The 23,555-nt window shown below is 33.4% G+C and carries 21 protein-coding genes; 5 read left to right on the forward strand and 16 right to left on the reverse strand.

Going from position 1 to position 23,555, the window contains the following annotated elements; genetic code table 11:
• Positions 1 to 42 precede the first annotated feature (42 nt).
• Both C7958_RS06345 and C7958_RS06350 read right to left on the reverse strand, forming a co-directional pair.
• On the reverse strand, positions 43 to 831 hold the full coding sequence (locus C7958_RS06345; RefSeq protein WP_133960276.1) for a Mut7-C RNAse domain-containing protein: 789 nt from the start codon (positions 829 to 831) through the stop codon (positions 43 to 45).
• A gap of 12 nt (positions 832 to 843) precedes the next feature.
• Positions 844 to 1,704 (reverse strand): GGDEF domain-containing protein, encoded by an 861-nt coding sequence (locus C7958_RS06350; protein WP_166668485.1) that lies wholly within the window; start codon positions 1,702 to 1,704, stop codon positions 844 to 846.
• A 174-nt stretch (positions 1,705 to 1,878) separates the two neighbouring features.
• Between C7958_RS06350 and C7958_RS06355 the strand changes: the two genes are divergently transcribed.
• The 3 genes from C7958_RS06355 to lipA all read left to right on the forward strand — a co-directional run bounded on the left by C7958_RS06355 (position 1,879) and on the right by lipA (position 4,457).
• Positions 1,879 to 2,550 (forward strand): DUF3159 domain-containing protein, encoded by a 672-nt coding sequence (locus tag C7958_RS06355; RefSeq protein WP_111571837.1) that lies wholly within the window; start codon positions 1,879 to 1,881, stop codon positions 2,548 to 2,550.
• Between the two features lie 153 nt (positions 2,551 to 2,703).
• Entirely contained in the window at positions 2,704 to 3,525 is an 822-nt protein-coding gene (locus C7958_RS06360) for a lipoate--protein ligase family protein (protein ID WP_111571838.1), read from the forward strand.
• 50 nt (positions 3,526 to 3,575) lie between these two features.
• The gene (gene lipA / locus C7958_RS06365; RefSeq protein WP_111571839.1) at positions 3,576 to 4,457 is read left to right on the forward strand and encodes a lipoyl synthase; all 882 of its coding nucleotides are present in this window, start codon (positions 3,576 to 3,578) and stop codon (positions 4,455 to 4,457) included.
• Here lipA and C7958_RS06370 read toward each other — a convergent pair.
• The 6 genes from C7958_RS06370 to thrC all read right to left on the reverse strand — a co-directional run bounded on the left by C7958_RS06370 (position 4,454) and on the right by thrC (position 12,738).
• On the reverse strand, positions 4,454 to 6,406 hold the full coding sequence (locus tag C7958_RS06370) for a fructose-1,6-bisphosphatase (protein WP_111571840.1): 1,953 nt from the start codon (positions 6,404 to 6,406) through the stop codon (positions 4,454 to 4,456). The genes lipA and C7958_RS06370 overlap by 4 nt on opposite strands.
• A gap of 14 nt (positions 6,407 to 6,420) precedes the next feature.
• Complete coding sequence (locus C7958_RS06375; protein WP_111571841.1) at positions 6,421 to 6,933, reverse strand: GNAT family N-acetyltransferase; 513 nt, start codon at positions 6,931 to 6,933, stop codon at positions 6,421 to 6,423.
• An 84-nt stretch (positions 6,934 to 7,017) separates the two neighbouring features.
• Positions 7,018 to 8,583, reverse strand: coding sequence for a putative bifunctional diguanylate cyclase/phosphodiesterase (locus tag C7958_RS06380; protein WP_133960277.1), 1,566 nt, complete (start codon positions 8,581 to 8,583; stop codon positions 7,018 to 7,020).
• A gap of 235 nt (positions 8,584 to 8,818) precedes the next feature.
• A complete protein-coding gene (locus C7958_RS06385; RefSeq protein ID WP_166668486.1) occupies positions 8,819 to 10,213 on the reverse strand; it encodes an MATE family efflux transporter in 1,395 nt (464 codons plus the stop codon).
• Between the two features lie 25 nt (positions 10,214 to 10,238).
• The gene (locus C7958_RS06390; protein ID WP_111571844.1) at positions 10,239 to 11,228 is read right to left on the reverse strand and encodes an acyltransferase family protein; all 990 of its coding nucleotides are present in this window, start codon (positions 11,226 to 11,228) and stop codon (positions 10,239 to 10,241) included.
• A 16-nt stretch (positions 11,229 to 11,244) separates the two neighbouring features.
• Positions 11,245 to 12,738: a threonine synthase gene (thrC, locus tag C7958_RS06395; RefSeq protein WP_111571845.1), complete on the reverse strand. Its 1,494-nt coding sequence runs from the start codon at positions 12,736 to 12,738 to the stop codon at positions 11,245 to 11,247.
• A gap of 254 nt (positions 12,739 to 12,992) precedes the next feature.
• Here thrC and C7958_RS06400 point away from each other — a divergent pair, with 254 nt between their 5' ends.
• Both C7958_RS06400 and C7958_RS06405 read left to right on the forward strand, forming a co-directional pair.
• Entirely contained in the window at positions 12,993 to 13,700 is a 708-nt protein-coding gene (locus C7958_RS06400) for a hypothetical protein (RefSeq protein WP_111571846.1), read from the forward strand.
• A 5-nt stretch (positions 13,701 to 13,705) separates the two neighbouring features.
• Entirely contained in the window at positions 13,706 to 14,095 is a 390-nt protein-coding gene (locus tag C7958_RS06405; protein WP_111571847.1) for a GerW family sporulation protein, read from the forward strand.
• 54 nt (positions 14,096 to 14,149) lie between these two features.
• Here the strand turns inward: C7958_RS06405 and C7958_RS06410 are convergent, their stop codons facing one another.
• The 8 genes from C7958_RS06410 to ribE all read right to left on the reverse strand — a co-directional run bounded on the left by C7958_RS06410 (position 14,150) and on the right by ribE (position 23,508).
• Entirely contained in the window at positions 14,150 to 15,691 is a 1,542-nt protein-coding gene (locus tag C7958_RS06410) for a sensor domain-containing diguanylate cyclase (protein ID WP_166668487.1), read from the reverse strand.
• Between the two features lie 172 nt (positions 15,692 to 15,863).
• Positions 15,864 to 16,820: an aldo/keto reductase gene (locus C7958_RS06415; RefSeq protein WP_111571849.1), complete on the reverse strand. Its 957-nt coding sequence runs from the start codon at positions 16,818 to 16,820 to the stop codon at positions 15,864 to 15,866.
• A 14-nt stretch (positions 16,821 to 16,834) separates the two neighbouring features.
• On the reverse strand, positions 16,835 to 18,361 hold the full coding sequence (locus tag C7958_RS06420) for a phosphomannomutase/phosphoglucomutase (RefSeq protein WP_111571850.1): 1,527 nt from the start codon (positions 18,359 to 18,361) through the stop codon (positions 16,835 to 16,837).
• Positions 18,362 to 18,456: 95 nt separating this feature from the next.
• On the reverse strand, positions 18,457 to 20,184 hold the full coding sequence (locus C7958_RS06425) for a putative bifunctional diguanylate cyclase/phosphodiesterase (RefSeq protein WP_166668488.1): 1,728 nt from the start codon (positions 20,182 to 20,184) through the stop codon (positions 18,457 to 18,459).
• 191 nt (positions 20,185 to 20,375) lie between these two features.
• Positions 20,376 to 20,801, reverse strand: coding sequence for a ferritin-like domain-containing protein (locus C7958_RS06430; RefSeq protein ID WP_111571852.1), 426 nt, complete (start codon positions 20,799 to 20,801; stop codon positions 20,376 to 20,378).
• 242 nt (positions 20,802 to 21,043) lie between these two features.
• Positions 21,044 to 21,508 carry a 6,7-dimethyl-8-ribityllumazine synthase gene (ribH, locus tag C7958_RS06435; RefSeq protein WP_111571853.1) on the reverse strand — a complete coding sequence of 155 codons (465 nt, stop codon included), beginning with the start codon at positions 21,506 to 21,508 and terminating at the stop codon, positions 21,044 to 21,046.
• Between the two features lie 89 nt (positions 21,509 to 21,597).
• On the reverse strand, positions 21,598 to 22,788 hold the full coding sequence (locus C7958_RS06440) for a bifunctional 3,4-dihydroxy-2-butanone-4-phosphate synthase/GTP cyclohydrolase II (protein ID WP_111571854.1): 1,191 nt from the start codon (positions 22,786 to 22,788) through the stop codon (positions 21,598 to 21,600).
• Between the two features lie 66 nt (positions 22,789 to 22,854).
• A complete protein-coding gene (gene ribE / locus C7958_RS06445) occupies positions 22,855 to 23,508 on the reverse strand; it encodes a riboflavin synthase (protein ID WP_111571855.1) in 654 nt (217 codons plus the stop codon).
• Positions 23,509 to 23,555: the final 47 nt, after the last annotated feature.

Genomic DNA, 23,555 nt, shown 5'->3' on the forward strand with positions numbered 1-23,555 from the left:
TTTTAAATTTATTATATCATAAATCTACTAATACCTTTAATTTTACTGAGTATTCGATTTCTGCTGTTTTAATTTAGTTAGCATTTTTTCGGTCTTCTCATAGTGAGAACCACACCAGTATATTTTGTCACACCGGGGACAGTATTTAAAATCATCAAAATATTTTTTTGTTTTAGGCTCCAGTCTCTCTATAATTTTTTCTTTATCAATATCCACTAATTTAGTGTTGCAGTTAACACAGCGGCTTTCTTGGCCCTGATAATATTGAGCAAGCTGAAAGCGGTCAAAAACTTCTTTTAACTGTTTTTTTGGGTCATCACTCCAGATGAATTTAGCCCACTTTACTCGTTTCCGCATCAATAGCCCTCGATCTCTGCTTAAAATAATTCTTTTTTCGCTGACTGCCTGATCAACAATTTCCCGATCTTGATAATCATTTCTGTAGGCTGTGTCAAAACCAAAACGACGAAGATAGCGAGCCAGCCGCCCCAGGTGAACATCTAAAATAAATTTTGGTTTTTCTGAATATTCATTTAATAATTTTACTTCTTCTGGCAGTTTAAAAGTATAAAGATGAGGATAGATTGAAAAAAAATCACCGGACTGAACCAGATATGAAAAGTCAACTGCTCTAGAATTATTCAAAATCAGAGCCACTTCCGGATGGGGGACACCGATACTTTCAATTCTATCTTTAATTGTCTGCCTGCCCCGATAATGGTGTATATAATAGCGTTCATCTATTAATTTTAGATTTTTTTGTGACTCAATTTTAATAAAATCATTTAAGTAAGAATAAATTCTAAATTTAATTTTTTTGATTATAATCACATCCTCCAACAGCTAATTATTCCAGCTGTTTTTCCGTTTGAAATTAAAATTTAAATTTTGTTTAATTTTTTTCTTATTATGATACATTTTTCGATCGGCTGCATTAATCATGGCTTCTAGAGTTTTATAATTCTGGCTGTTATAGATATAACCAAAGGCAATGCTAAAATATTTTTCCGGATGTTTTTTTGCCTTTCTCTTTATTCTTTTAATAATCTGAGAACATTCTTTTTTATTGGTGTCTGGTAAAATTATTGCAAATTCATCTCCACCAATCCTGGAAATTATATCTTTTTCGCGGGTGACTGACTTCAGCAAATCTGCAGTTTCTTTTATATATTGATCCCCTTTTTTATGGCCGTAATTATCATTAATTATTTTCAAATTATTAATATCAGCAATAATCACAGAAAGATTATAACGGCTGGGGTTATTTAATTCTTCCAGTTTATTTTCAAAATATCTTCTGTTATATAAACCCGTCATCTCATCATGAAAACTTAAAAATTTAACTTTTTCATTCTGCTTTTTGAAGTTCATAATCTGCTGAGCACTGGAAAATGCTCCAGCAAGAACCTGATAAAGTATAAAAATTTTGACAATAATGTGGTATTCTAAAAACAAAAATATCGTATAGAAGAATGTCTGACCCATCCAGATAAAAAGAGGTTTTTTATCAAATGTAATTTTAAGCATCATTTCCATAATAAAAAATAAAATAACTAAATAAAATAAACCAAAAATATAGTCATCCAGGCTTTCAACTTCTCCAAATATAAATTTTGCAATTAGAATTAAAAGCAGGATTAAATAGTAAAGATGAATTGTAAGCATTAATTTTTTATTGGGTTGTTCTTCAATTTTTAAATCCATAAGATCATCCTTCAAAATCATTATAGTGATATACCTTTATTAATATAATCATTCAAGATTAAACTGCAAAATCCTCTAAAAATTCTCTAATTTTTGCCAGAATAGCAATAATTATATATAATAATCTTATAGTTGAAGATTAGAAATTAAAATTATTAATAAGGAGCAATAAAAATGGGTGTAAGTAAAAAAGAAATTCTAGAAGAATTACAGTCAATATTTTTAAATAAAACCTTTGATGCTCTGCTGCCACCTCTAATCTATGCTGTCAGCAATTCTCTTTTTGAACTTGTTCCGGCAGTTATTCTGGCTGTGACAGCAGCCATATTTAACTTTGGCAGACGGGTGATCAAAAAAGAAAATTGGAAATATGCTCTCGGAGGCCTGGCTGGGGTAATTTTTGCTTCCTCACTTGCTTATTTAAGCGAAAATGCCAGTAATTATTTTATTCCGGCCCTGAGCTCTTCTGCTTTTTTGCTGCTGGCTGCAGTCATTTCTCTGCTGATCGGTAAACCTCTGGCAGCCTGGGCCAGTCATTTAAGCCACGGCTGGCCCTTAAAATGGTTCTGGCGGGATGATATTAAACCTGCTTACCGGGAGGTTACAATTTTCTGGGCTTTTTACTTTGCTCTGCGGCTTATTATTCAGCTCAACTTATTTTACAATCAGGCTGTTTTAAATTTAGCCTTGGTAAATATTATTCTGAGCTGGCCTGTTATCATAGTAGTATTGGTGATCAGTTATATTTATGGAATCTGGCGTTTAAATAAGCTGGGAGGGCCAGGAGTTGAAGAATTTAAAAATGACAAAAAACCGCCCTGGAATGGTCAAAAGAGGGGCTTTTGATTTAATTATTTGCTGTATTTTTGCTTAATAAAATTAAACAAATTTAAATATAGACCGACAGATCCCGGTAGATGTAGATTAAAAATAAAGGACCTGTATAATTTAAATAGAATATTATTTATAGTGATATTTTTATAGGAGGAGGTAATTAGTTTGGAGACATGGCGTTTGCTTACAAATAGGAGCAGTAATGCTTTTTATAATATGGCAGTTGATGAAGCTATAATGATTTTACACAGTAAAAATAAGGTTCCACCTACTCTGCGCTTTTACAGCTGGAAACCAGCAGCTCTTTCTCTCGGCTATTTTCAAAAGGCTAAAGAAGAAATAAATTATCCAAAGTGTCAGGAAGAAGAAATTGATCTTGTCCGGCGTTTAACTGGGGGAAGAGCCATTCTCCATGATCAGGAATTAACCTACAGTTTAATTATTAGAGAAGATTTTAATCTGCTGGCTGATTCTATAGAAAAAAGTTATCAGCAGATCAGCAGTGGTCTGGTCAGAGGACTGCAGCAGCTGCTGGGTATCCCGGCTGAACTAAAAGCTGTGGAGCGAGGTAAAAAAGCACCTGTTGGCCATTCAGCTGCTTGTTTTGATGCACCTTCCTGGTATGAAGTGATTTTAAATAACAAAAAACTTATCGGCAGTGCTCAGCGGAGAAAAGATGGTACAATCCTGCAGCACGGGTCTCTGCCGCTTGCAATCAATGCAGAAAAAATTTTTAAACTTCTAAATTACAGTTCTGAACAGCAGCGAAAAAAAGCGAGCAGAATTTTTACTTTAAAATCAACATCTCTTAGAAAAGCAGGTTATAATTTTTCGCATTCTGAATTAGAAAATGCTATAGCTGCCGGCCTGTCTCAGTCTCTGGGAATAGAATTAACAGAAGGCAAATTAACAGCGGCAGAGATAAAACTTGCTCAAAAACTGGTTTTAGAAAAATATCAAACTCAAGACTGGAATTTTAAACGATAAATATTAAAAATATATTTTTATACATAATTATAGAAAAAAGGAGTTTTAGAATGACTAATAAAAATAATAATTCTCGCAAAAGACTGCCAGCCTGGCTGCGCCAGAAGGATCCACTGCAGAAAGGTATGCTGGCTACCAGAAATATGCTTAAAGATTTAGAAGTAAATACTGTCTGTAAAAACGCCCGCTGTCCCAATATCGGGGAATGCTACAGCAAAAAAACTGCCACCTTTATGATTCTGGGGCAATACTGTACCCGCAGCTGCCGGTTCTGTTCGGTATCCCATCAGCATAAACCAGAAAAGATAGATCCAGCTGAAGCCGAAAGAGTTGCAGAAGCAGTGGAAAAACTGAAATTAAAACATGCAGTTATTACATCTGTGACCCGGGATGATCTAAAAGATGGAGGAGCGGAACAGTTTGTAAGCGTGATCAAAGCCATCAGAAAAAGAACACCTGAAGTTTCAATCGAAGTTTTAACTCCTGACTTTAATGAATACCAGCCGGCAGTCGATAAGATTATTAAGGCCAAACCGGAAATATTTAATCATAACATTGAGACTGTAGCTTCTCTTTATGATCAGGTTCGACCTCAGGCTGATTATCAGCAGTCACTGAGAGTTTTAAAGAAGGTTGCAGAGGCAGACAAAAATATTTTAGTTAAATCAGGAGTAATGCTCGGTTTGGGAGAAAGTGAAACAGAACTAATTCAACTCTGGGATGATTTATTGACAGCCGGAGTAGAAATTTTAACTATGGGTCAGTACCTCCAGCCATCAAATGAAAATATTGAAGTGGCAGAATATATCAAACCGGAGAAGTTTGCCGAGCTAAAAGAAAAAGCTCTGGCCCGCGGTTTTAAAGCGGTCTCCTCCGGTCCTCATGTTAGAAGTTCTTATTTAGCTGAAGAAGTCTATCAACAGTTAAATTAATTATACTTTTCTCTAATAATACCATCTTTATACGCCTCAAGCAGCTGCATTAAATATTCCACATCTTCACTTAATTTTTTACCAATATCAGTATCAGCTATTTTTTGGGGCTGCTTAAATTTCAATACTTCGGTAGCCGAAATTGTGTCCCTGCTGTCTTTATGCAGGGCATTTTTTTTGCTGATAAACGGTTCATGTGAGATTAATCGCATCTTTGTATTGCTGTAAGTCAGAGTATAGCCTGCTATTCCCGTTTTTTCATGATAGGCGGCAGAAATACCCCCATCAATAACCAGCAGTCTACCATTACCTTTAACTGGACTCTCTCCCTTTTTTTCAGCTACAGGTGTATGACCATTAATAATATGACCTGTTTCTGGATCAAGTCCGAATTCAACCAGAATTTTTTTGCAGATATACTCATTTTCTCTGGCTTGATAATAGGGATTCATATTTTCTTGGTAGAGTTTATCCTCTTCCTCATCAGTAAAATATCGCAAAAAGGTAGTCATTCTATCCTTTCCAAAAAGTGGTGATAATTCTCCCCGCCAGAGATACCAGAGCCAGTCTTTAAACTCAGCCTCCGCTTCCTGATTAGAATAACTGCGGCGAATAATATCATCAAAAAAGTCCATCAGTTTTTTGCCGCTGTATTTTTCTCCATCAACTTCAACCTCAGAAAAATCTCCATTTTCAGCCATTGGTACACAGCCGTGAAATAAAAGATTACCATTATACTTTTTATACATGCTGCCGTTGTTGTATAAAAATCTAACATCTTCCTGTAATTTATCATTATTTTTAAAAGAATAACTCAGCTGTTTAATTACCTCTTCTTCCCATTCACTCAAGCTATAAGGGTCTTCGGGAGAAATTGTAGGTAAATTTTTATCTGTCAGCTGATACTTTTTTTCTCCTAAATTTAAAACTCCCTTTTCATAGTCAATTTTTTCTAAATAAAGGGCCTCATTCATTTCAAATTCAGGCCTCTTTTTAATCAACTGCCCCTCCAATTTAAATTGAATGACCGCAATAGCTTTATGCATCTGGGACATAATCTTAATTTCATTTTCATCTAATTCTCTGTTGATCAAGCGAGGCTGATATATTTCTTCCTCCAAATTTTGATAATGATTCATTGCAAATCTGGCCAGAGGCCGCATATTAATTCCATAACCTTCTTCTAAAAATTCTAGATTCCCATAGCGAAGAGCAACTCTTAAAGCAGTGGCAATCAACGCCTGCTGTCCTAAAGATGCTCCCATCCACAAAATATCGTGATTGCCCCACTGGACATCAACATTATGATGCTCCTTTAAAAAATCCATAATTACATCCGGAGTCGGACCACGATCAAAGATGTCCCCTATAATATGTAGTTTATCAACAGCAAAAGTCTGAATCAGCTCTGACAGCGCAATAATAAACTCTCTTGCCTGACCGACCTCAATAATTGTTGTTAAAATTTTTGCTTTGTAGTCCTTTTTATTGGGATCACCTTCTTTAATATGCAGCAGTTCTTCGATAATATAAGCAAATTTTTCCGGAAGTGCTTTTCTCACTTTGGATCTGGTGTAAATTGAAGATACTTCCTGAGAAATCTGCACCATATAATCAAGTGCTTCTTTGTACCATTCCGGAGGGATTCCTCCTCTTTCTTCCAATTCTTTCATTTTTGTTTTTGGATAAAAAATTAAAGTTGCCAGTTCTCTTTTTTCAGTGTCAGTTAACTTATCTTCAAATATTTGATCAATCTTATACTCAATCACTCCTGAAGCAGTTTTAAGCATATATTTAAATGCTTCGGCTTCTCCATGTAAATCAGTTAAAAAGTGTTCTGTACTCTTCGGTAAGTTCAAAATAGCTTTCAAGTTTATAATTTCTGTACTTACAGCAGGAATATTTGGAAACTGTTCTGATAGTAGTTTTAAATATTTCAGATCTTTCATCTATTACTCCTTTCTTAAGTGTTAGAAATTACTTTTTCATAGGCCAGCCGCTTACTGCCATCACTGGTGTAAATAATTCCGCAGTATTTAAAACTCTCTTTTTCTATGGCCCGGTGCATGGCAAAATTATCAGGATGAGTGTCAATGCGAATACTCTCTGCATTTTCTCTCCTGGCCAGTTTATATGTTTTTTTAAAGATCTCAGCCATGATAGCCTGACCCTTATATTCTGCTGCAACTGCGGCCCGGTGAATAACTCCATACTTTCCCTCAGTAATCCAATCTCCATTCTCAATATAATCATAGGTTGGATCTTTAGCAAAAATAATCGCGGCTGTGGCAACAATTTTATTTCCCTGCTGGATTAAATATGAATTGCCCTGCTTAATATCTTCTTTTATCGTTTCTTGATTGGGATAATTATTCTGCCACTGATCAATTCCCTGTTTACTTAAATAGTTCTGGGCAGCAGTAATAATTTTTATAATTTCTGGAATATCCCTAGTTTCAGCTTTTCTAAAATTCATTTAGCGAAATACCCCTTTCAATATTTTTTGAAACTTTAATTATAATAATCTACACTATTATTTATCTTATATAATAGATTACTCTTAGTTAAAATTATACTTTTCTTCTTCAGCCAGCCACTTAATAATATTTTCTTTAGTATCCGGTCTGGCAAAATAGTAGCCCTGAGCATAATCGCAATTAAGTCCAGTTAAGAAATCAAGCTGTTCTTTAGTCTCAACTCCCTCTGCAACTACCTTTAAGTCAAGCGCATGAGCCATATTTATAATTGAGTTGATAATATTTTCTGTTGCTTTTTCCTCCCCAATATTTTTAATAAAGTAACGATCAATTTTGAGATAATCTACAGGCAGCTCTTTTAAATATTTTAAGGATGAATAGCCTTTACCAAAGTCATCAAGATATATTTTAATTCCTTTTTGTTTTAGCCGCTGCAATTTTTTTATGTTTTCCTTAATTTCCAAAATAAGATCAGTCTCTGTAATCTCAAGGCTCAAACGTTCCGGATTTATCTTAAATAACTCTAAATTTTTGATTAAGCTCTCAGCAAAATTCGGATGCTGCAGATTACGAGCAGAAATGTTGATTGCAATCGAATAATTTTCCTTTTCCTTATTTTGATTAAATTGGTCAATATCACTTAAAACCTGCTTAATCACCCATTCTGTCAGCGGTTCTATCAAACTGCTCTGTTCTACAATTGGAATGAATTTTCCCGGTGACATAAAACCTTTTTGTGGATGATTCCACCTGATTAGAGCCTCTAAGGTTTCCACATTGTTGTTAAGCAGATTAATTTTAGGCTGATAATATATTTCAAAATCATTATTAATAATTGATTGATTTATATCGGCCAGGATCTGGATATTATTATCTTTAAAATTGCTATCTTCCTGCTGATACTGCCAGAACTGAAGTTTTTTACTATTTGCTTTTTTTAAGGCAACAAATGCTTGATCCAGCAGTTCATCTGCTATCTGGCTCTGTTCTGGATAATTACTAATCCCGAGGCTAATATCATTAAATATAGAAAGATGATTAAATTTAACCGCATGGTCCATGTACTCAACAAATTTATTGAGATAAATTAACAGTTCTTCGTTTTCTTCTTTTTTTAAAATTATCCCGTATTTATTTTCATTAATATAATAGATTTTATTTTTGAGATTCTTAAAATTTTTAATATACTGCAGCAGTTCTTTAATATAATTGCTAAAATTCATGAAACCGATAACTTTATAAATATCAATAAAATTATTAATGCTTAAGATAATTAAATAAAAATCATTTTCTGCAGCAATTTCTGTTTCCATAGCCTGCTTTAATTTTATTTTATTTGGAAGTCCGGTTTCTGGATCATAATAGGCAATCTGATTAACCTTTTCCAGCTGACTTTCCAGCAGAGAAAATAAATAACCAGAAAAAGCACCGATAATAATCAACATACTCATACGGAAGCTCCAATTTTCCAGACCCTGACTGACCATAGTATCTGTATTTAAAGGCATAAATGGACCCAGGAACAGCCCGCCTGTAACAGCAGTAATTACTCCTCCCTTTATTTTATAAAAATAAGCAGCTAAAATAATAGGGACATAAATTAGATGGGCATAACTAAATCTGGTTCCACCAGTATAATAAACAATCAAGGCAATTAGTAAGACCAGCAGCAAAATAACACAAATTAAAAGTAAAGTTTTGTCCTCATATAATTTTAATTTTTGGTATATTTTCTGTCTTTTAATTGGCCCGGCTCCCTTCTGTAAACATGATTAAATTCCTTTTGTTTGACTCTACTTAAATAATTCTCTGTCTTAACTTTTTAACCTGCAAAATTTTGCTGTTTTTTTATATTAATTACACTATAATGATAATTTATTATTATCAAGTATCACTTCTCTGATCTCTTCTCTCAGAAATCATCAAATCAGCCTCTGCAATCCAGTCATCACTTAAATATTTACGTCCAACCCAGATTGCTCTCCCAAAAAAGTCAGCCGGTAGAGCTATTAAAATACCAAGTAATCCCAGGTCAAAGAAAACCCCCAGTAAATAACTTAAACCAAGCTTTAATAAAGTTTGAGAAAGCAAATTGCCGTATAATGCTGATTTAGTATTTCCGGCCCCATTTAAGTGACCAGCCAGCACCCCATAAATTGTAATTAAAGGCCCTCCAATACTTAATGCTTTCAAAAAGCGGACTGCAATCTGCAGTGTTTCCGGATTATCTCCAAATAGTCTAACTAAATAAGGAGATGTAAGAAAGATTAAAAGCGAAAAACTACCAATAGAAACCAGGGTCAAAATAAGCATTGCCTCTACTGTTTTTTTGCTTGCTTCAACTTTAGCAGCTCCAATCTTTTGACCGCTCAAAATTGCAGTCACTGTATAATATGAGCGATGCATCGGAGCAATTAACTGCTGAAAAATCCGTCTTGCAATATGATAGGCGGCAGCTACTTCTGTTCCAAAAAGAAGTAAAATGGAGTTAAAAGGGAAGGTAATTAAGCTCTGATAAAGCCCTTCGGTAATTTTGGGAGCACTTACTTTAAATAATTGTTTGATCAGGATAAAATCCCAGTATTTAATTGGATTTTTTAGGTTAAATTCGCTTTTTGAACTTAAAAATATCAGGATAAAGATGACCGCTGAGAGAGTTTTAGCAGTAAAGGTTCCAATACCAACTCCAGGGACACCGATTTCTGGTAAAAAACCAATCCCTAAAGCCAGCCCCACAGAAACCAAAATATTAATTATATTGGAAATAACTTCTACAACCATCGGAGTCCTGGTATCTCCACTTCCCTGCAGAGCCCGGGCCGCAATTATAGAAATAATTCTAAAAGGAGCAGCTGCAAAAATTATCATCAGATACTGTGCTCCTAATTCTATAACTTCCGGAGCAGCTCCAAGCAGAGCAATCATCTGCTCAGCAAAGAAAAGAGCTATAAAAATAAAGGGTATTCCAATAATCAGAGAAACAAAAATAACCTGTGATAAAATTAAATCTTTATTAGCCTTTGCTGCAGCTGTGTTAGTACCGCTTTCCTGGGAAATCAGAGAAATACTCCCACTTCCCAACCCGAGACCAATTCTTAAAATTATACTTTCCCAGACATCTCCCAGTCCAACAGCTGTAACTGCTGCCGGACCAAAATAGCCCATTAAGATCATATCTGTAGTTCTCATTGCTGTCACAAATATATGGTTAAGCATTACCGGCCAGGCAAGGATAAAAGCTTCCTTCCACAGCGGTAAATAAGAAATAAAAATTGCCATCATTACACTCCTAAAATTGATCAATTTAAAATTCTAATATGTATTTAAATATATTCCTAATTTTTTGGGATGATAAAAACCAGCTAAAAAACAGGGCCAAAAACAGGTTAACAAAAAGACTAAAACCAGGATTTAAGAAATAAAATAAATCAAATTTATCCAGGATAATTATTATAAAACCATGTAATAAAAAGGGATAAATACTTCTTGCTCCTCTGCTAGAAATTAATGTTCTTTGAGCAGGGATAATTTTAAAAAACAAAAATAGATTAATTAGAGCAGCATTTAAAAACAAAAATCTGTTTAATAATGCCTGGCTTAGACCCGACCCAAGTCTAAAATAACTAACAGCTCCATATAAGATTTCCAGATTAAGATTATTCAAAAATAAATAAATAAAGATAAGTTCTGCTGTATAAATAAAAAACATAAGTTTGCGGCTAATATAGTTATCTAAATTTTTATATCTAACAGCTATAGAATATTTTTTGAAATAATAACCCAGAATAAAAAAAGGGAAAAATACAACTGTTCTTGATCCCGAAAAAATGCGGCCAAATTCAGCTGTAAAGCCGATTAATAAAGCTGCAGCGACGGCTGCTAAAAAAGTGAAAACTGCAGGAATTTTAAACTTTTCTATAATAAAAATCAGAACTCTCCAGAAAAATAAGGAAAGCAAAAACCATAAAATCCAGAACGGTCTTTTAAAATTCAAAATTAAACTATAGTTATTTAATAGTGAATTAAAAGCCAAATAAAGAAATTGAAAAATAAAATAAGGAATTAACAGCCTTTTGATATTTTTAATTAAGTAGTATTTAAATTCAACATTTACATTACTAAAATAGCCGGCAATGAAGATAAATGCCGGCATGTGAAAACTGTAAATAAAGATATATAAAACCTCTGCCAGAGTATTTTCCTGCAGTAATGGTTCAAAAAAATGGCCTATTAAAACTAGAGTAATTAATATAAATTTTGCATTATCAAAAAAATAGAGTCTTTTTTCAGCCATCAAATTCACCTAATTTTTAAAGTTTTAGAATTTCAGCAACTTTTTCTTTAACAGTATTTTTATCACAGCTGTGCTGATGTCTGCTTTCCATATCTTCTAAGCCCCTTAAACCTCTGTGAACTTCAGCTGCGGTTAGATTATTTAATTCTTCTATAATTCGATATTCATCCTCTTCAATTTTTTCTTCTTTTAATGATTCAAGTACTGCCCGGCTAAACTTATAGGGATTGGCAGTAGAAGCAATAACTGCTATTTTTTGGTCCTTACTTTGCTGACGGTACTTATTTAAAGAGTCAACCCCTACTGCTGTATGAGGATCAAGTAAGTAATTAAAATTATTAAAGGTTGATTTAATTACCTCTCTTGCTTCTTTCTCAGTGCTAAAATGACCACTAAAAAGATTTTGAATTTTTGTTTTGGTCTGCTGATCAACTTCAAATTTATTTTTAGTTTTAAGTTTTTGATACCATTCATTAATTTTGCTGCTGTTATGATCAGTAATTTCAAACAAAAAACGTTCCAGATTTGAAGAAATTAGAATATCCATTGAAGGACTGATTGTTTTCTTAAATTCGCGTTCAATATCATAAATTCCAGTTTCTAAAAAGTCAGCCAGAACTTTATTATCATTGGAAGCACAGATAAATTTGTTGACCGGAAGCCCTATTTGATAGGCATAATACGCCGCCAGAATATTACCGAAATTACCAGTTGGTACAGCAATATTAATTTTATCTCCTGTCTTAATTCCGCCATCCTTAATAATCTCAAAATATGCTTTAAAATAGTAAACTATCTGAGGCAGAAGTCTACCCCAGTTTATAGAATTGGCAGAAGAAAATTGAAAATTATTTGCTTCCAATTTTGCTCTAAATTCTTTATCAGCAAATATGTTTTTAACTGCAGTCTGGCAGTCATCAAAATTGCCTTCTAACGATACAACTTCTGTATTGCTGCCACCGGTGGTTTTCATCTGATCTTCCTGGACTCTGCTGACTCCGTCTTCAGGATAAAATACTATAATTTTTATTCCTTCTACATCTTTAAATCCTTCCAGAGCTGCTTTACCAGTATCTCCAGAAGTTGCAACTAAAATCACAATCTCCTTCTCTACTTCCAGCTTCTTAACTGCCCTCACTAGAAGCTGGGGCAGTATCTGTAGTGCCATATCTTTAAAGGCAGCAGTTGGACCGTGCCATAATTCCAGAATATAGGTATTTTGATCCAGTTTAACCAGCGGCGTTTTTTCTGCCAGGGGAAAACTTTCTTTCTGATAGGCAGCTTTTACAGATTCTTCAATCTCTACTTCAGTAAAATCACTTAAAAACTTATTAAAGATCCAGACTGCCAGTTCCTGATAACTTTGATCCTTCATCTCCATAATTTCTGTTAATTCTAGTTTCGGTATCTCTTCAGGTACAAATAATCCACCTTCGGGCACCATTCCCAGACTTATTGCTTCAGCCGAACTTACATTTTTATAATTTCCTCTAGTACTAATATACTCCATACTCTCTACCTCCACTAAATTATATTCTTAAATTTGATTTACTAATTAATAACTATCTGATGACAAATAACTCTTATTCTTAATTAATAACTATAAATCATTATATCGAAAGTAGTTGTTGATGTCTATTAAATAGCTTATTTCTTTTTAAGTTTATTCAATTTAAATAAAGTTAACTAAATTCCGGATAGAATTATCACTATACAAATAATGTTTTTTTGTGTATAATATAAATGTGTAAAGGAGGAAATAAATTGCTGCAGTTTTTATTTTTATTTCTAATTTTCGTAATTTTCTTTATAATCCTATTATTAGTTTTCCCATACCATTATGCTTTTAATTTCGAATACAAAAAACATTTAAAATTAAGTTTTAGCTGTTCTTTACTTTTTGTGCAGCTTATCTTTTCTGCTGATTCAGAGAGGCGTTCGCTTTTTTTAAAAGTTTTAAATTTTAAAAAAGAACTTAATTTAGAGGATAATAATCTGGCAAAATTTATAGAAAATAAATCCAAAAAAGTAATTAAAGAAAAAATTACTAATAAAATTGCTAAAAACAAAAAAAGAAAGCAGGAAGAATCCAGAACTCAATCTAAATCTAATTTTAACTTTGATTTTAGATTGATTAATAAAAAAAATTTAAAGCATATTTTTAAATTCATTGTAAAACTTCTAAAAATTTTAAAAATGGATTATTTAAAATTGGATATTATCTTCTCCTTTGCTGATCCTTATTATAATGGAATTTTTCTGGCTTATTATTATACTTTAAAAGAATTATTTGATTATCCAGATTTTAAAGTAAGAATAAACTGGCAGGAGGTGATGTTTGAAGCAGAGGGTTCTACAGGTGGTAAAATAATACCGCTACAAATTATTGTTCATTTTTTGAAATTTATTTTTTCAATAAGAAGTCTAAAAATTTTCTGGCAGGTCTATAAATCAAATTCTAAGAAAGGATGATTCAAATGCAAAGTACTGAAAATGTTCTGGAAACCATGTATGAAAAACTTGATCATTTCTTAAAAACCGAAACAGTTGTTGGAGATCCTATTGAAGCTGGAGAAGTTACATTAATTCCAATTATTACTGCTTCTTTTGGTCTTGGCGGTGGCATTGGAGAAGAAGAAAAAGCTGGAGGTGGCGGTGGTGGTGTCGGCTGCAAAATTTCGCCTGATGCGATTTTAGTGATTAGAGGTTCGGAAGTTACAATGATGCCTGTAAAAAACAAAGGCTCACTGGACAAATTAATAGACAAAGTGCCTGAGCTAATTGACAAAATTGAGTCAGTTAAAAAGAAAAAAGAAAAAGCTGCCTCCGGGGAAGAAAAAACAGAGTCTCAAACTGAAGAAGAATAATTTCTGAGACTAAATTAGGGCATTTAAAAACCTGGGTTCATGAACCCAGGTTTTTTAATCAACTTCCACTCTATTTCTACCATTCTGCTTAGCTCTATACAGTGCATCATCTGCCCTTTTTATCAAGTTATCAATATTTTCATCTGCAGATATTTCTGCCACTCCGAAACTGGCAGTTACATTTCTTTCATTAATAAAATTATATTTATCTATCTCTCTTCTTAATTTTTCAGCCAATTTTTCAGCAGACTTCAGATTATTTTCAGGAGCAATGACTACAAATTCTTCTCCACCCCAGCGGCCAAAATAATCACTTTTACGAATATTAGTATTTACTAAATTACTTAATTCCTTTAAAATTCTATCTCCTGTATTATGACCGTAATTATCATTGATAATCTTAAAATGATCAATATCAAAAATTATAAAGGAAAAAGTATTATTATACCTCTGATTGCGTTCATATTCTTTTTCCAGTATATTGGTTAAATCACGCCGGTTGCTTACCCCAGTCAGTTGATCATTGTGGGCCAGAAATCTCAATTTGTTATTGTTAGCAAAAATAATGGTCAGTAAAATAATAGTTAGAACTAAAAAGATAAATGATATTTTAAATGTAGTAAAAAACTTTTGGTTTATAAAGTTAAGAGATTCATCCTGCTGATAGCTAATTAGATAAGCTTTAGTGTTCCCATTAATACCCCTGATATTGATAAAGCTGCCTGTATAATAATTCCCATCAATTCTACTGGAAACTATAAAAGAATTTTCGGCTTCGGTTTGAGTAAGTAGTTCCCTTTTGTTTTCACGATTTATTTTTTTAATGATATTCAGGGGGATCTCATTATCCGGTTCCAGTAAACTATTATAAATTTCCTGGTCATAACTGTAGTTTTCAAAAACAGAAGAAGCTTTATAATTATTCTGTTCTTCAGAATAAGTTATCTCCTCTATCAGTTCATTTTTAATCATAAAGATTTTTGAACCACCAAAATTGCTCTTTAATAATTCAGTTACTGCCTGAAAAGACAAACTTAATTCCACCGAACCAATATGCTGATTATTATAACTTAGAGGATAAATATAACGGTAACCGTCAATAATCCGACCTTCTTCAAAACCTACAAATTTCTTTTGTTCTGTATTTACATATTCCACACTTTCTCGAATTTCAAAAAGCTGATCACCATAGACTTCTGGGTTCTGCATTCTTAAAAAACTTGTACCATCCTTAAAATGAAAATGCAGCTGCCTAATATAGTATTTTTTCAAATCCTGATATAATGAGTCAATCTCAGATTTTAAATACAGGCGGTAGTTATCACGACGATCCTCAAATACCCAGCCATAATAAAATATTCTTTTTAGTTTTGGACTGTTCAAAACATTATTATATACAGCATCTGCAGCAATATTATAAGTATTTAAAATTACATCAACCTCAGAGTTAAGTCTATTTAAACTTCTATTTAGAAAAAAATTTTCTTCATCAATTTTCTCGTAATAATTGTAGGAAACAAAGACAAAAAATATTATAATGACCAAAAATAGAGTCAACAAGTAGTATCTATTAGATAAAAAAACAAATTTTTTCATTATTACCATCCTTAATAAATTGCTTAAATTTAATTTGTAAGCATACATTAATTATATACTAAAAAGACGGTTAACTCAAAAAAAACAGCCCGTAAGGACTGCTTTTAAAAGAAAATCATTTATATAGTATTGAAATACAATACAGAACAAATATTATTTTTAAACAAGATAATTATATTTTTAGATTTTTAATAACTTTATCTGATTCTTGAGTTAAAGCAAGCATCTCTGCTTCAGTAAGTTCAAAATCTGCTGCTGCAGCATTTTCTCGGGCTTGTTTTTCATTTTTAGCCCCAACCAGCGCCGTTGTTATTCCAGGACGGTTTATTGACCAGTTAATCGCTGTCTGAGCAGGTGATTGATTATGCTTTTTAGCAATTTCTTCCAGCAGTCTGATCAGGCTCTGGGTCTGAGGCCAGTTTTCTTTTTTAAAAAATGGATAAAACCCTGATCGTTTATCTTTTTCATCATCAAACTGAGGTCTTTCTTTATATTTAGCACTTAAAATACCACCACCAAGGGTTCCATAACTCAATGCTCCCAGGTTATTATCTATTAAATAAGTTGAAATTTCAGTTTCAATATCTCTCTTAAGTAAAGAATACTGAGGCTGTAAAGAAATTATATCTGTCATCCTGGAAATTTTGTCCAACATATCTATTTCAAAGTTACAGACTCCAAGATATTTGAATTTACCTTCTTTTTTTAATTTTAGCAGCGCTTCTACACTTTTTTCTAAAGGAGTGTCTGGATCCGGCCAGTGAATCTGATAAAGATTAACCTGCTCAACATTTAATCTCTGCAGAGAGGCTTCCAACTCTTTACGGATTCTTTTAGGACTTAAGTCTCTAATATATTTTGGCCCATCCCTGTGGGTTCCACACTTTGTAGCAAGAATAACTTTATCTCGTATTCCTTCTATTGCCTGTCCCACAACTTCTTCTGCATGGCCGGCACCATAGGCAGGAGCAGTATCAATTAAATTTATTCCTGAATCAACAGCTGCTCTAATCGCTCTAATTGACTGCTGATCATCAACCTGACCGAAAGTATCATTTCCATAAGCCCAGGTTCCAAGTCCAACAGCAGAAACTCTCAAATTAGAATTTCCAAGGTATCTGTATTTCATTATTAGCCTCCTAATTAATTTAAAGCCTCAAGTTTCAGTTTATTATAATTGCTTAAAAAATCTTTAATGTTTTCTAAAATTAAAGCTAAACTTTCTTTTTTATCACATTCCACATTTAAAACAACAACCGGATCATGGAGTGACATTCTTAATAAAAACCAGTCATTACCACCACAGTTTACCCGTACTCCCTGATAATTTTTAGGGGCAATCTCCCATTCATCAATTTCTTGAATAAATTTCTTTAAGTCAGCTAAAATCTGCTGACCGTATTCCTTAAATTCATTCAACTGGATTGTCATCCTATATTCCTCTTTGATATTTGCTTCTTCTAAATCTGCAATTAGTTCCCCAATTTTTCGGTTTTCTGCTGCCTTTAAATTGGCCATCTTAATCAGAACTTTGGCCACCAGATAAGCTCCATCATCTAGAAAATAATTTTCTTTAAAAGCAGCATGACCTGAAGTTTCAATAGCCAGAGGTGCAGTAACTCCTTCTGTTTCCAGTCTTTTAGCCTCATTTATTACATTTTTATAACCTCTTTTAAAGCGGTGATGAACTCCACCTAATTTATCTTCAATAAACTGCTTGAGCCCAACCGAAGTTACAGAATCAGTAACAATAGTTGCACCGGGATTATTTTCTAAAACAATTGTTGCAGCCAGAGCAATTAATTTATTGCGATTTATTTCCTGACCACTGCTGTCGACCACTGCTGCCCGATCAACATCAGTATCAAAAATAATTCCTAAATCAGCTTCATTTTCTAAAACTGCTTTCTGAATCGAATGCATCGCTTCTTTATCTTCAGGATTAGGAGCGTGATTGGGGAAATTACCATCAGGTCTTAAAAATTGACTTCCTTTAGTATCTGCACCCAGAGCCTCCAGAATTTTTTCGACAAAAAACCCACCCGAACCATTACCAGCATCAACTATAATTTTAAAATCAGCCAGTGGCTGTTTCTGATCAACATCTGAACTTAAATTTTCTCGGATTACTTCTTTTATATGTTCTGCATAATCAGAAATTAAATCTATTTTATTTAAAGAGTCAATTGTTGGCAGTTCTTTTTCAAAAAATTGATCTTCTTTCTCAGCTGCAATATTCAAGATTTCTATTACATTTTCTTTTTCCAGTCCACCACTGCGGATAAAAAATTTAAAACCATTTTTATCATATGGGAGGTGACTGGCGGTAATCATAATTGCTCCATCATACTGATGCCCATCCAGGACTGTCGACATAAACATTGCTGGAGTTGAAGCCAGACCAGCACTGTAAACATCGGCACCGGCAAGTTTCATTCCTCTGGCAAGTGCAGCTTCAAGTCTATCAGCACTTAACCTGGAATCATGACCAACTGCCAGTTCAATTTCCTGACTTTCTTTATTTAAACTATCTTCAAGCCACTTAACAAAAGAAAATCCAATTCCTACTGCAGCCTCATCTGTCAAATTAGCTTCTTTTCCTTCAGTCGCTATTGCCTTACCTCTAACATCGGTCCCACTAAGAAGTTTTTCCCATTTTATTTTTGACATTATAATCACTCCATTTTATTTTTTCATTTTTAACCTGCTGCATTGTTAAATCTTTTTCATACAACAAATTCTGAAAAGTTTATTTTTCCCTGCAGTTAAAAAACTCTTGTTATTTGAAATTCACTCAAAGGTTTATTTAAAAGAAAGCCCTGCAGATAATCACAGTTATGATCTTCTAAATAATGAAGCTGTTCTACAGTTTCGACCCCTTCAGCAACTACCTTAATCCCCCACTGATGTGCCATTTCGATTATTGGCGGAACCATCATTTTTTCATGATCAGCTTTGTATGAAATTAGATCAATAAAGGCTTTATCAATTTTTAGAACATCAAGTGGGATGTGCTGTAAATAACTTAAGGAAGCATAACCAGTTCCAAAATCATCCATGGCGATACTGATTCCCAGCTCCTTCAGCTTATATAAAACATCAATTACATATTCCTGGTCAGAAATAAAGAGAGATTCCGTAATTTCAAATTCAAGTTTAAACCCATCTATTCTTTCTTTTGTGATTATATCTTTAACTTGATCAACAAAATCAGGATCTGTCAGCTGCACAACAGAAATATTTATCGATAAAACCGGCTCATCTTTAAAGTCAGTTTTCATATTTTTAAATTTATAAATAGCTGTTTTTATAACCCAGTTCCCAATTTTTTTAATCAAACCTGTCTGCTCAGCGACAGGTATAAAACGAACAGGACTAATTGTACCCAGTTCTGGTGAATGCCATCTAATTAATGCCTCAAAACCTCGTAATTTTTTTCCATCAGTTTTATACTGTGGCTGAAATAAAAGATGGAATTCTTCGTTTTGAATTGCCTTTTTCAAAGAATCTTCCATCTGAACACCAGCAACTACATCCTTTTCCATATTTTTTGCAAAATATTCTATTTCATTTTCCATACTATTTTTAGCTTTATACATTGCTATATCTGCACTTCTAATAATTTCCTTGCTGTTTTTACCATCTTCAGGAAAAGATGAAATCCCAAAATTGCTGCTCAAAATTATTTCTCTATTTTCATATTTATATGGTTTTTCCAGCTCTCTTTTAATTTTTCTAATATATCTTTTTAATTCTTTTTGAGATAACTCTCGCTGTACTACTACAGCAAATTCATCACCACCAAGCCGCCCCGTCAGATCATTTTCATTAATATTCTTATGTAATCTGGCAGCTATTTCCTGTAATATAAAATCTCCAATCTCATAACCCCAGGACTCATTAATTTTTTTGAAATTTTTAAAATCAATAAATATTAGTTTGTAGTTAATTGATTCCGATTCTGACATTGAAGAAAGATAATCGAGCCTCTCAATTATCATCTCTCTATTAGCAATCTCAGTTAAGTTATCATAATAAGCCATATATTTTAATTTTTTCTTTTCTTTAGTTAGTTCTTCAACCTTTAAATTTATTTCCTGCTGATAATTATAAATAAAATACATAATAATTAAAACAGTAGTATAAGCTATCACACCAGGCAGATATAAGATTGTTTTTTCAATAATCATATTTGCTGCTATTGAAGAAAAAGAAAAAATATTCAAAATCAGAGCAGCAGTGAATCCTTTTACACCAAAATTCAAAGTCAAATAAAAAAGTATAATTATCTGAAACTGAGCCAGAATTCCCCTCACACTATCAGCCGAAGGGCCAAGAGTAAATAATTTTAAAGAGTTACTGAGTATCAAAGAAATTGCAAAAAGAAGATAAATGCTAATTAAAAAACTAAATAATTTGTTATTTTTACAATCTCTGATTTTTATATTTTTTATTTCATTTTTCAAAAAAGCACTCATCGATTTTTTAGTCATCTTATAACCTGCCTTTAAAAGTAATATCATTCACTTTATAGTATATCTAATCCTGAAGCTTAAATCAATATCATTTAGGGTAAATGTACTTTTTAAAATAAAAAAATCCCCTCAGAAAGGGATTTACTTAAAACCTATTTTCTAAAGGGATTTAAAAAATCTAAATATCTAATTGTTTAATATTGAATATTTTAGGCAAAGTATCTATCTAAAATACCCTGAAGCATTTGAGCATGACGGGCTTCATCTCGAGACGACTCATTAAAATATGAGGCAGCTGCTTCAAGTCCCAACTCTTCTGCTTTATCTGCAGCACCTTTTTTACCTTTATTGGCACCCTGTTCGCCTTTAAGCATTTCTTCGATATTTTCTTTAGTACTCTCAGAAATCATTCCATTTAATTCAGCAAAGTGAGAGGCATGCTCTGCTTCTTCCCAGGCAATTCTTTTCAGCACTTCTGCAACTTCTGCATAACCTTCTCTCTGTGCCTGACGAGCCATAGCCAGATAAAGTCCTGCTTCCTCTGTTTCACCCTCAAAATTCATCTTGACTGAATCTTCAACCTCTGTACCTTCAGTAAGTCCTAATTCAACTTCATGATCAAATTTTAAATCCATTATGTATTCCTCCTCTTAATTTTTGATACTATAAAAAATCTAATTGATAATTATTACTATTAATATTATAAGTAATTATTCTTGATAAGTCAAGAGGATTTTATAATTTTTTTGGATAATTTAAAAAAGGATATTACCCCAGCAGAGTAATATCCTTAACTTGCTTCTATAAAAACTACCGCTTAGTTAATTATATCAGATTTATTACTTCAATTAATAATCTACATAACTAAATAATTATTTTAGCCAATTTCTTTGAAAAGACTTACCATTTCAATCAGCGAAACTGCAGCATCATAACCTTTATTTCCTGATTTCGTTCCGGCTCTGGAAATTGCCTGCTCAATTGTATCAGTTGTCAACACTCCAAAAATTACAGGCTTTTCAGTATCCAGACCCGCTTTAGCAACTCCTTTTGAAACCTCTGCTGAAACATAATCAAAGTGTGGAGTTTCACCTCTAATTACTGCTCCCAGCGCTATAATACCATCATATTCTTCTTTATCTGCCAGCTTTTTTGCAGTTAGCGGAATCTCAAATGCTCCCGGCACCCAGACTACATCAATATTAGCTTCATCCATTCCATGCCTTTTTAGGGCATCTACTGCTCCTTCAAGCAGTTTCCCGGAAATAAATTCATTAAAACGTCCAACAATTATTGCAGTCTTTATTCCCTGTGCATTTAGTTTTCCTTCAATAGTTTTCATTTTTTATCATTCTCCTTTTTATGTGATTAATTTCTTTTGTACCAGGTACCAGAAATCGTTTTCGGTACCTGGTACTTATAAATCGGTAGCTATAAATCTAGAAGGTGGCCCATTTTATCTTTTTTTACTTTAAGATAAAATTCATTCTCTTTGTTAGGATCAATTTCTAAGGGCACTCTCTCACTTACTTTGAGTCCATAACCTTCAAGGCCAACAATTTTAGTTGGGTTATTCGTCAGCAGGCGGATAGTTGAAAGACCAAGATCCGAAAGTATCTGAGCTCCAATTCCATAATTTCTTAAATCAGGGTCAAACCCTAAAGCGACATTTGCTTCTACAGTATCCATTCCCTGATCCTGCAGTTGATAGGCTTTAATTTTATTGACAAGTCCAATACCCCGGCCTTCCTGCCGCATGTAGAGAACAACTCCTTTACCTGCATCTTCAATTAGCTGGAGAGCTGCTGCCAGCTGTTCTCCACAGTCACAGCGTTTAGAGCCAAATATATCACCAGTTATACACTGGGAATGTACCCGAACCAGCACATCATCTTTATTTTTTATATCACCTTTTATAATAGCAATATGTTCTTTATCATCGACTTTAGTTGTATAAACCTTAATTTTAAAATCACCAAATTCAGTTGGTAATTGGGCCTCAGCAGCCAGATTGATCAGTTTATCCTTTTCTTTTCTGTATTTAATTAAGTCTTCAATTGAAATTAGTTTTAAATCATGTTTGCTGGCAAATTCTTCAAGATAAGGTAAGCGCCCCATTTCTCCATCTTCTTTAATAATCTCGCAGATTACCCCTGCTGGTTTTAGTCCTGCCAGTCTGGCTAAATCAACTGCTGCCTCAGTATGACCAGCTCTTCTTAAAACCCCTCCTTTTTTTGCAACTAGAGGAAAAACATGACCGGGACGCATAAAATCTTCCGCCTTCGAGTCTAAATCAACTAATTTCTGGATAGTAAGGGCTCTCTCCTGAGCTGAAATACCAGTTGTTACATTCTGATGATCAACTGAGACAGTAAAGGCAGTCCCATGAGTTTCAGTGTTTTTATCTACCATCATTGGTAAATTAAGATTTTTAATAACTTCTTCTTCCAGGGGAGTACAGACCAGACCTCTTGCTTCTTTAATCATAAAGTTTATAGATTCCTGATCCACTTTTTCGGCAGCCATTAACAGGTCACCCTCATTTTCCCGATCCTCATCATCAACTACCACTACCATTTTTCCCGCTTTAATATCTTCTATTGCAGCTTCTATTTTATCCATCTCAATTCTCCTTTCGGATAAAAAATAATATTTTAATTTTTTTGCTTTCTGTATTTGAATTAATTTTTAAATAAATCCGTTTTCTGCTAAAAAGTTTTTTGACATCTCAGATTTTGACTGCTTTGTCCCCTTAATATTTGCCAGCATTTTATAAACATATTTACCAAGCATATCAGTTTCGATATTAACTCTGTCACCTGCAGCCAGCATTGATAAATTTGTTTCGGACCAACTTTCTGGAATCAGTGATACTTTTAAAATATTATTATCAATCCCCATTACAGTCAAGCTGACTCCATTTAAAGCAATAGAACCCTTATACACAATAAATTTTTCTGTTTCCTGATCTACTTCCAGCTCAATAAGCCGGGCATTATCTTCACTTTTAATTGTCTTTACTACAGCTGTGTCGTCAACATGTCCGGTAACAAAATGACCACCTATAAAATCATCAGGTCTTAATGACTGCTCTAAATTTACAACTGAACCCTGATGCAGTCCACCTAAATTGGTTGCCTTAAGTGTCTCCGGCATCACATCTGCTCTAAAATAATCACTGCCAAAATCAACTACAGTCAAACAGATCCCATTAACTGCAATGCTGTCTCCTTTTTTTAGACTGGATAAAACTTTTTCTGCCCGAATTTCCAGCTGATATTTGCTGCTGCCTTTATATTTTCTTAAAAATTTCCCTTTTTCCTGAATTATACCGGTAAACAAATTTTCCACCCCCAGGTTAAAATAACAAATCTAAAAAAGTATTATGA

Source organism: Halanaerobium saccharolyticum, from assembly GCF_003259895.1.
GTDB lineage: Bacteria > Bacillota > Halanaerobiia > Halanaerobiales > Halanaerobiaceae > Halanaerobium > Halanaerobium saccharolyticum_A.

Coding starts and splice junctions, on each gene's coding strand:
- C7958_RS06350 (WP_166668485.1), bottom strand. CDS start 1,704: ATGGATTTAAAAATTGAAGAACAACCCAATAAAAAATTAATGCTTACA.
- C7958_RS06355 (WP_111571837.1), top strand. CDS start 1,879: ATGGGTGTAAGTAAAAAAGAAATTCTAGAAGAATTACAGTCAATATTT.
- lipA (WP_111571839.1), top strand. CDS start 3,576: ATGACTAATAAAAATAATAATTCTCGCAAAAGACTGCCAGCCTGGCTG.
- C7958_RS06370 (WP_111571840.1), bottom strand. CDS start 6,406: ATGAAAGATCTGAAATATTTAAAACTACTATCAGAACAGTTTCCAAAT.
- C7958_RS06375 (WP_111571841.1), bottom strand. CDS start 6,933: ATGAATTTTAGAAAAGCTGAAACTAGGGATATTCCAGAAATTATAAAA.
- C7958_RS06385 (WP_166668486.1), bottom strand. CDS start 10,213: ATGGCAATTTTTATTTCTTATTTACCGCTGTGGAAGGAAGCTTTTATC.
- C7958_RS06390 (WP_111571844.1), bottom strand. CDS start 11,228: ATGGCTGAAAAAAGACTCTATTTTTTTGATAATGCAAAATTTATATTA.
- thrC (WP_111571845.1), bottom strand. CDS start 12,738: ATGGAGTATATTAGTACTAGAGGAAATTATAAAAATGTAAGTTCGGCT.
- C7958_RS06405 (WP_111571847.1), top strand. CDS start 13,706: ATGCAAAGTACTGAAAATGTTCTGGAAACCATGTATGAAAAACTTGAT.
- C7958_RS06410 (WP_166668487.1), bottom strand. CDS start 15,691: ATGAAAAAATTTGTTTTTTTATCTAATAGATACTACTTGTTGACTCTA.
- C7958_RS06415 (WP_111571849.1), bottom strand. CDS start 16,820: ATGAAATACAGATACCTTGGAAATTCTAATTTGAGAGTTTCTGCTGTT.
- C7958_RS06420 (WP_111571850.1), bottom strand. CDS start 18,361: ATGTCAAAAATAAAATGGGAAAAACTTCTTAGTGGGACCGATGTTAGA.
- C7958_RS06425 (WP_166668488.1), bottom strand. CDS start 20,184: ATGACTAAAAAATCGATGAGTGCTTTTTTGAAAAATGAAATAAAAAAT.
- C7958_RS06430 (WP_111571852.1), bottom strand. CDS start 20,801: ATGGATTTAAAATTTGATCATGAAGTTGAATTAGGACTTACTGAAGGT.
- ribH (WP_111571853.1), bottom strand. CDS start 21,508: ATGAAAACTATTGAAGGAAAACTAAATGCACAGGGAATAAAGACTGCA.
- C7958_RS06440 (WP_111571854.1), bottom strand. CDS start 22,788: ATGGATAAAATAGAAGCTGCAATAGAAGATATTAAAGCGGGAAAAATG.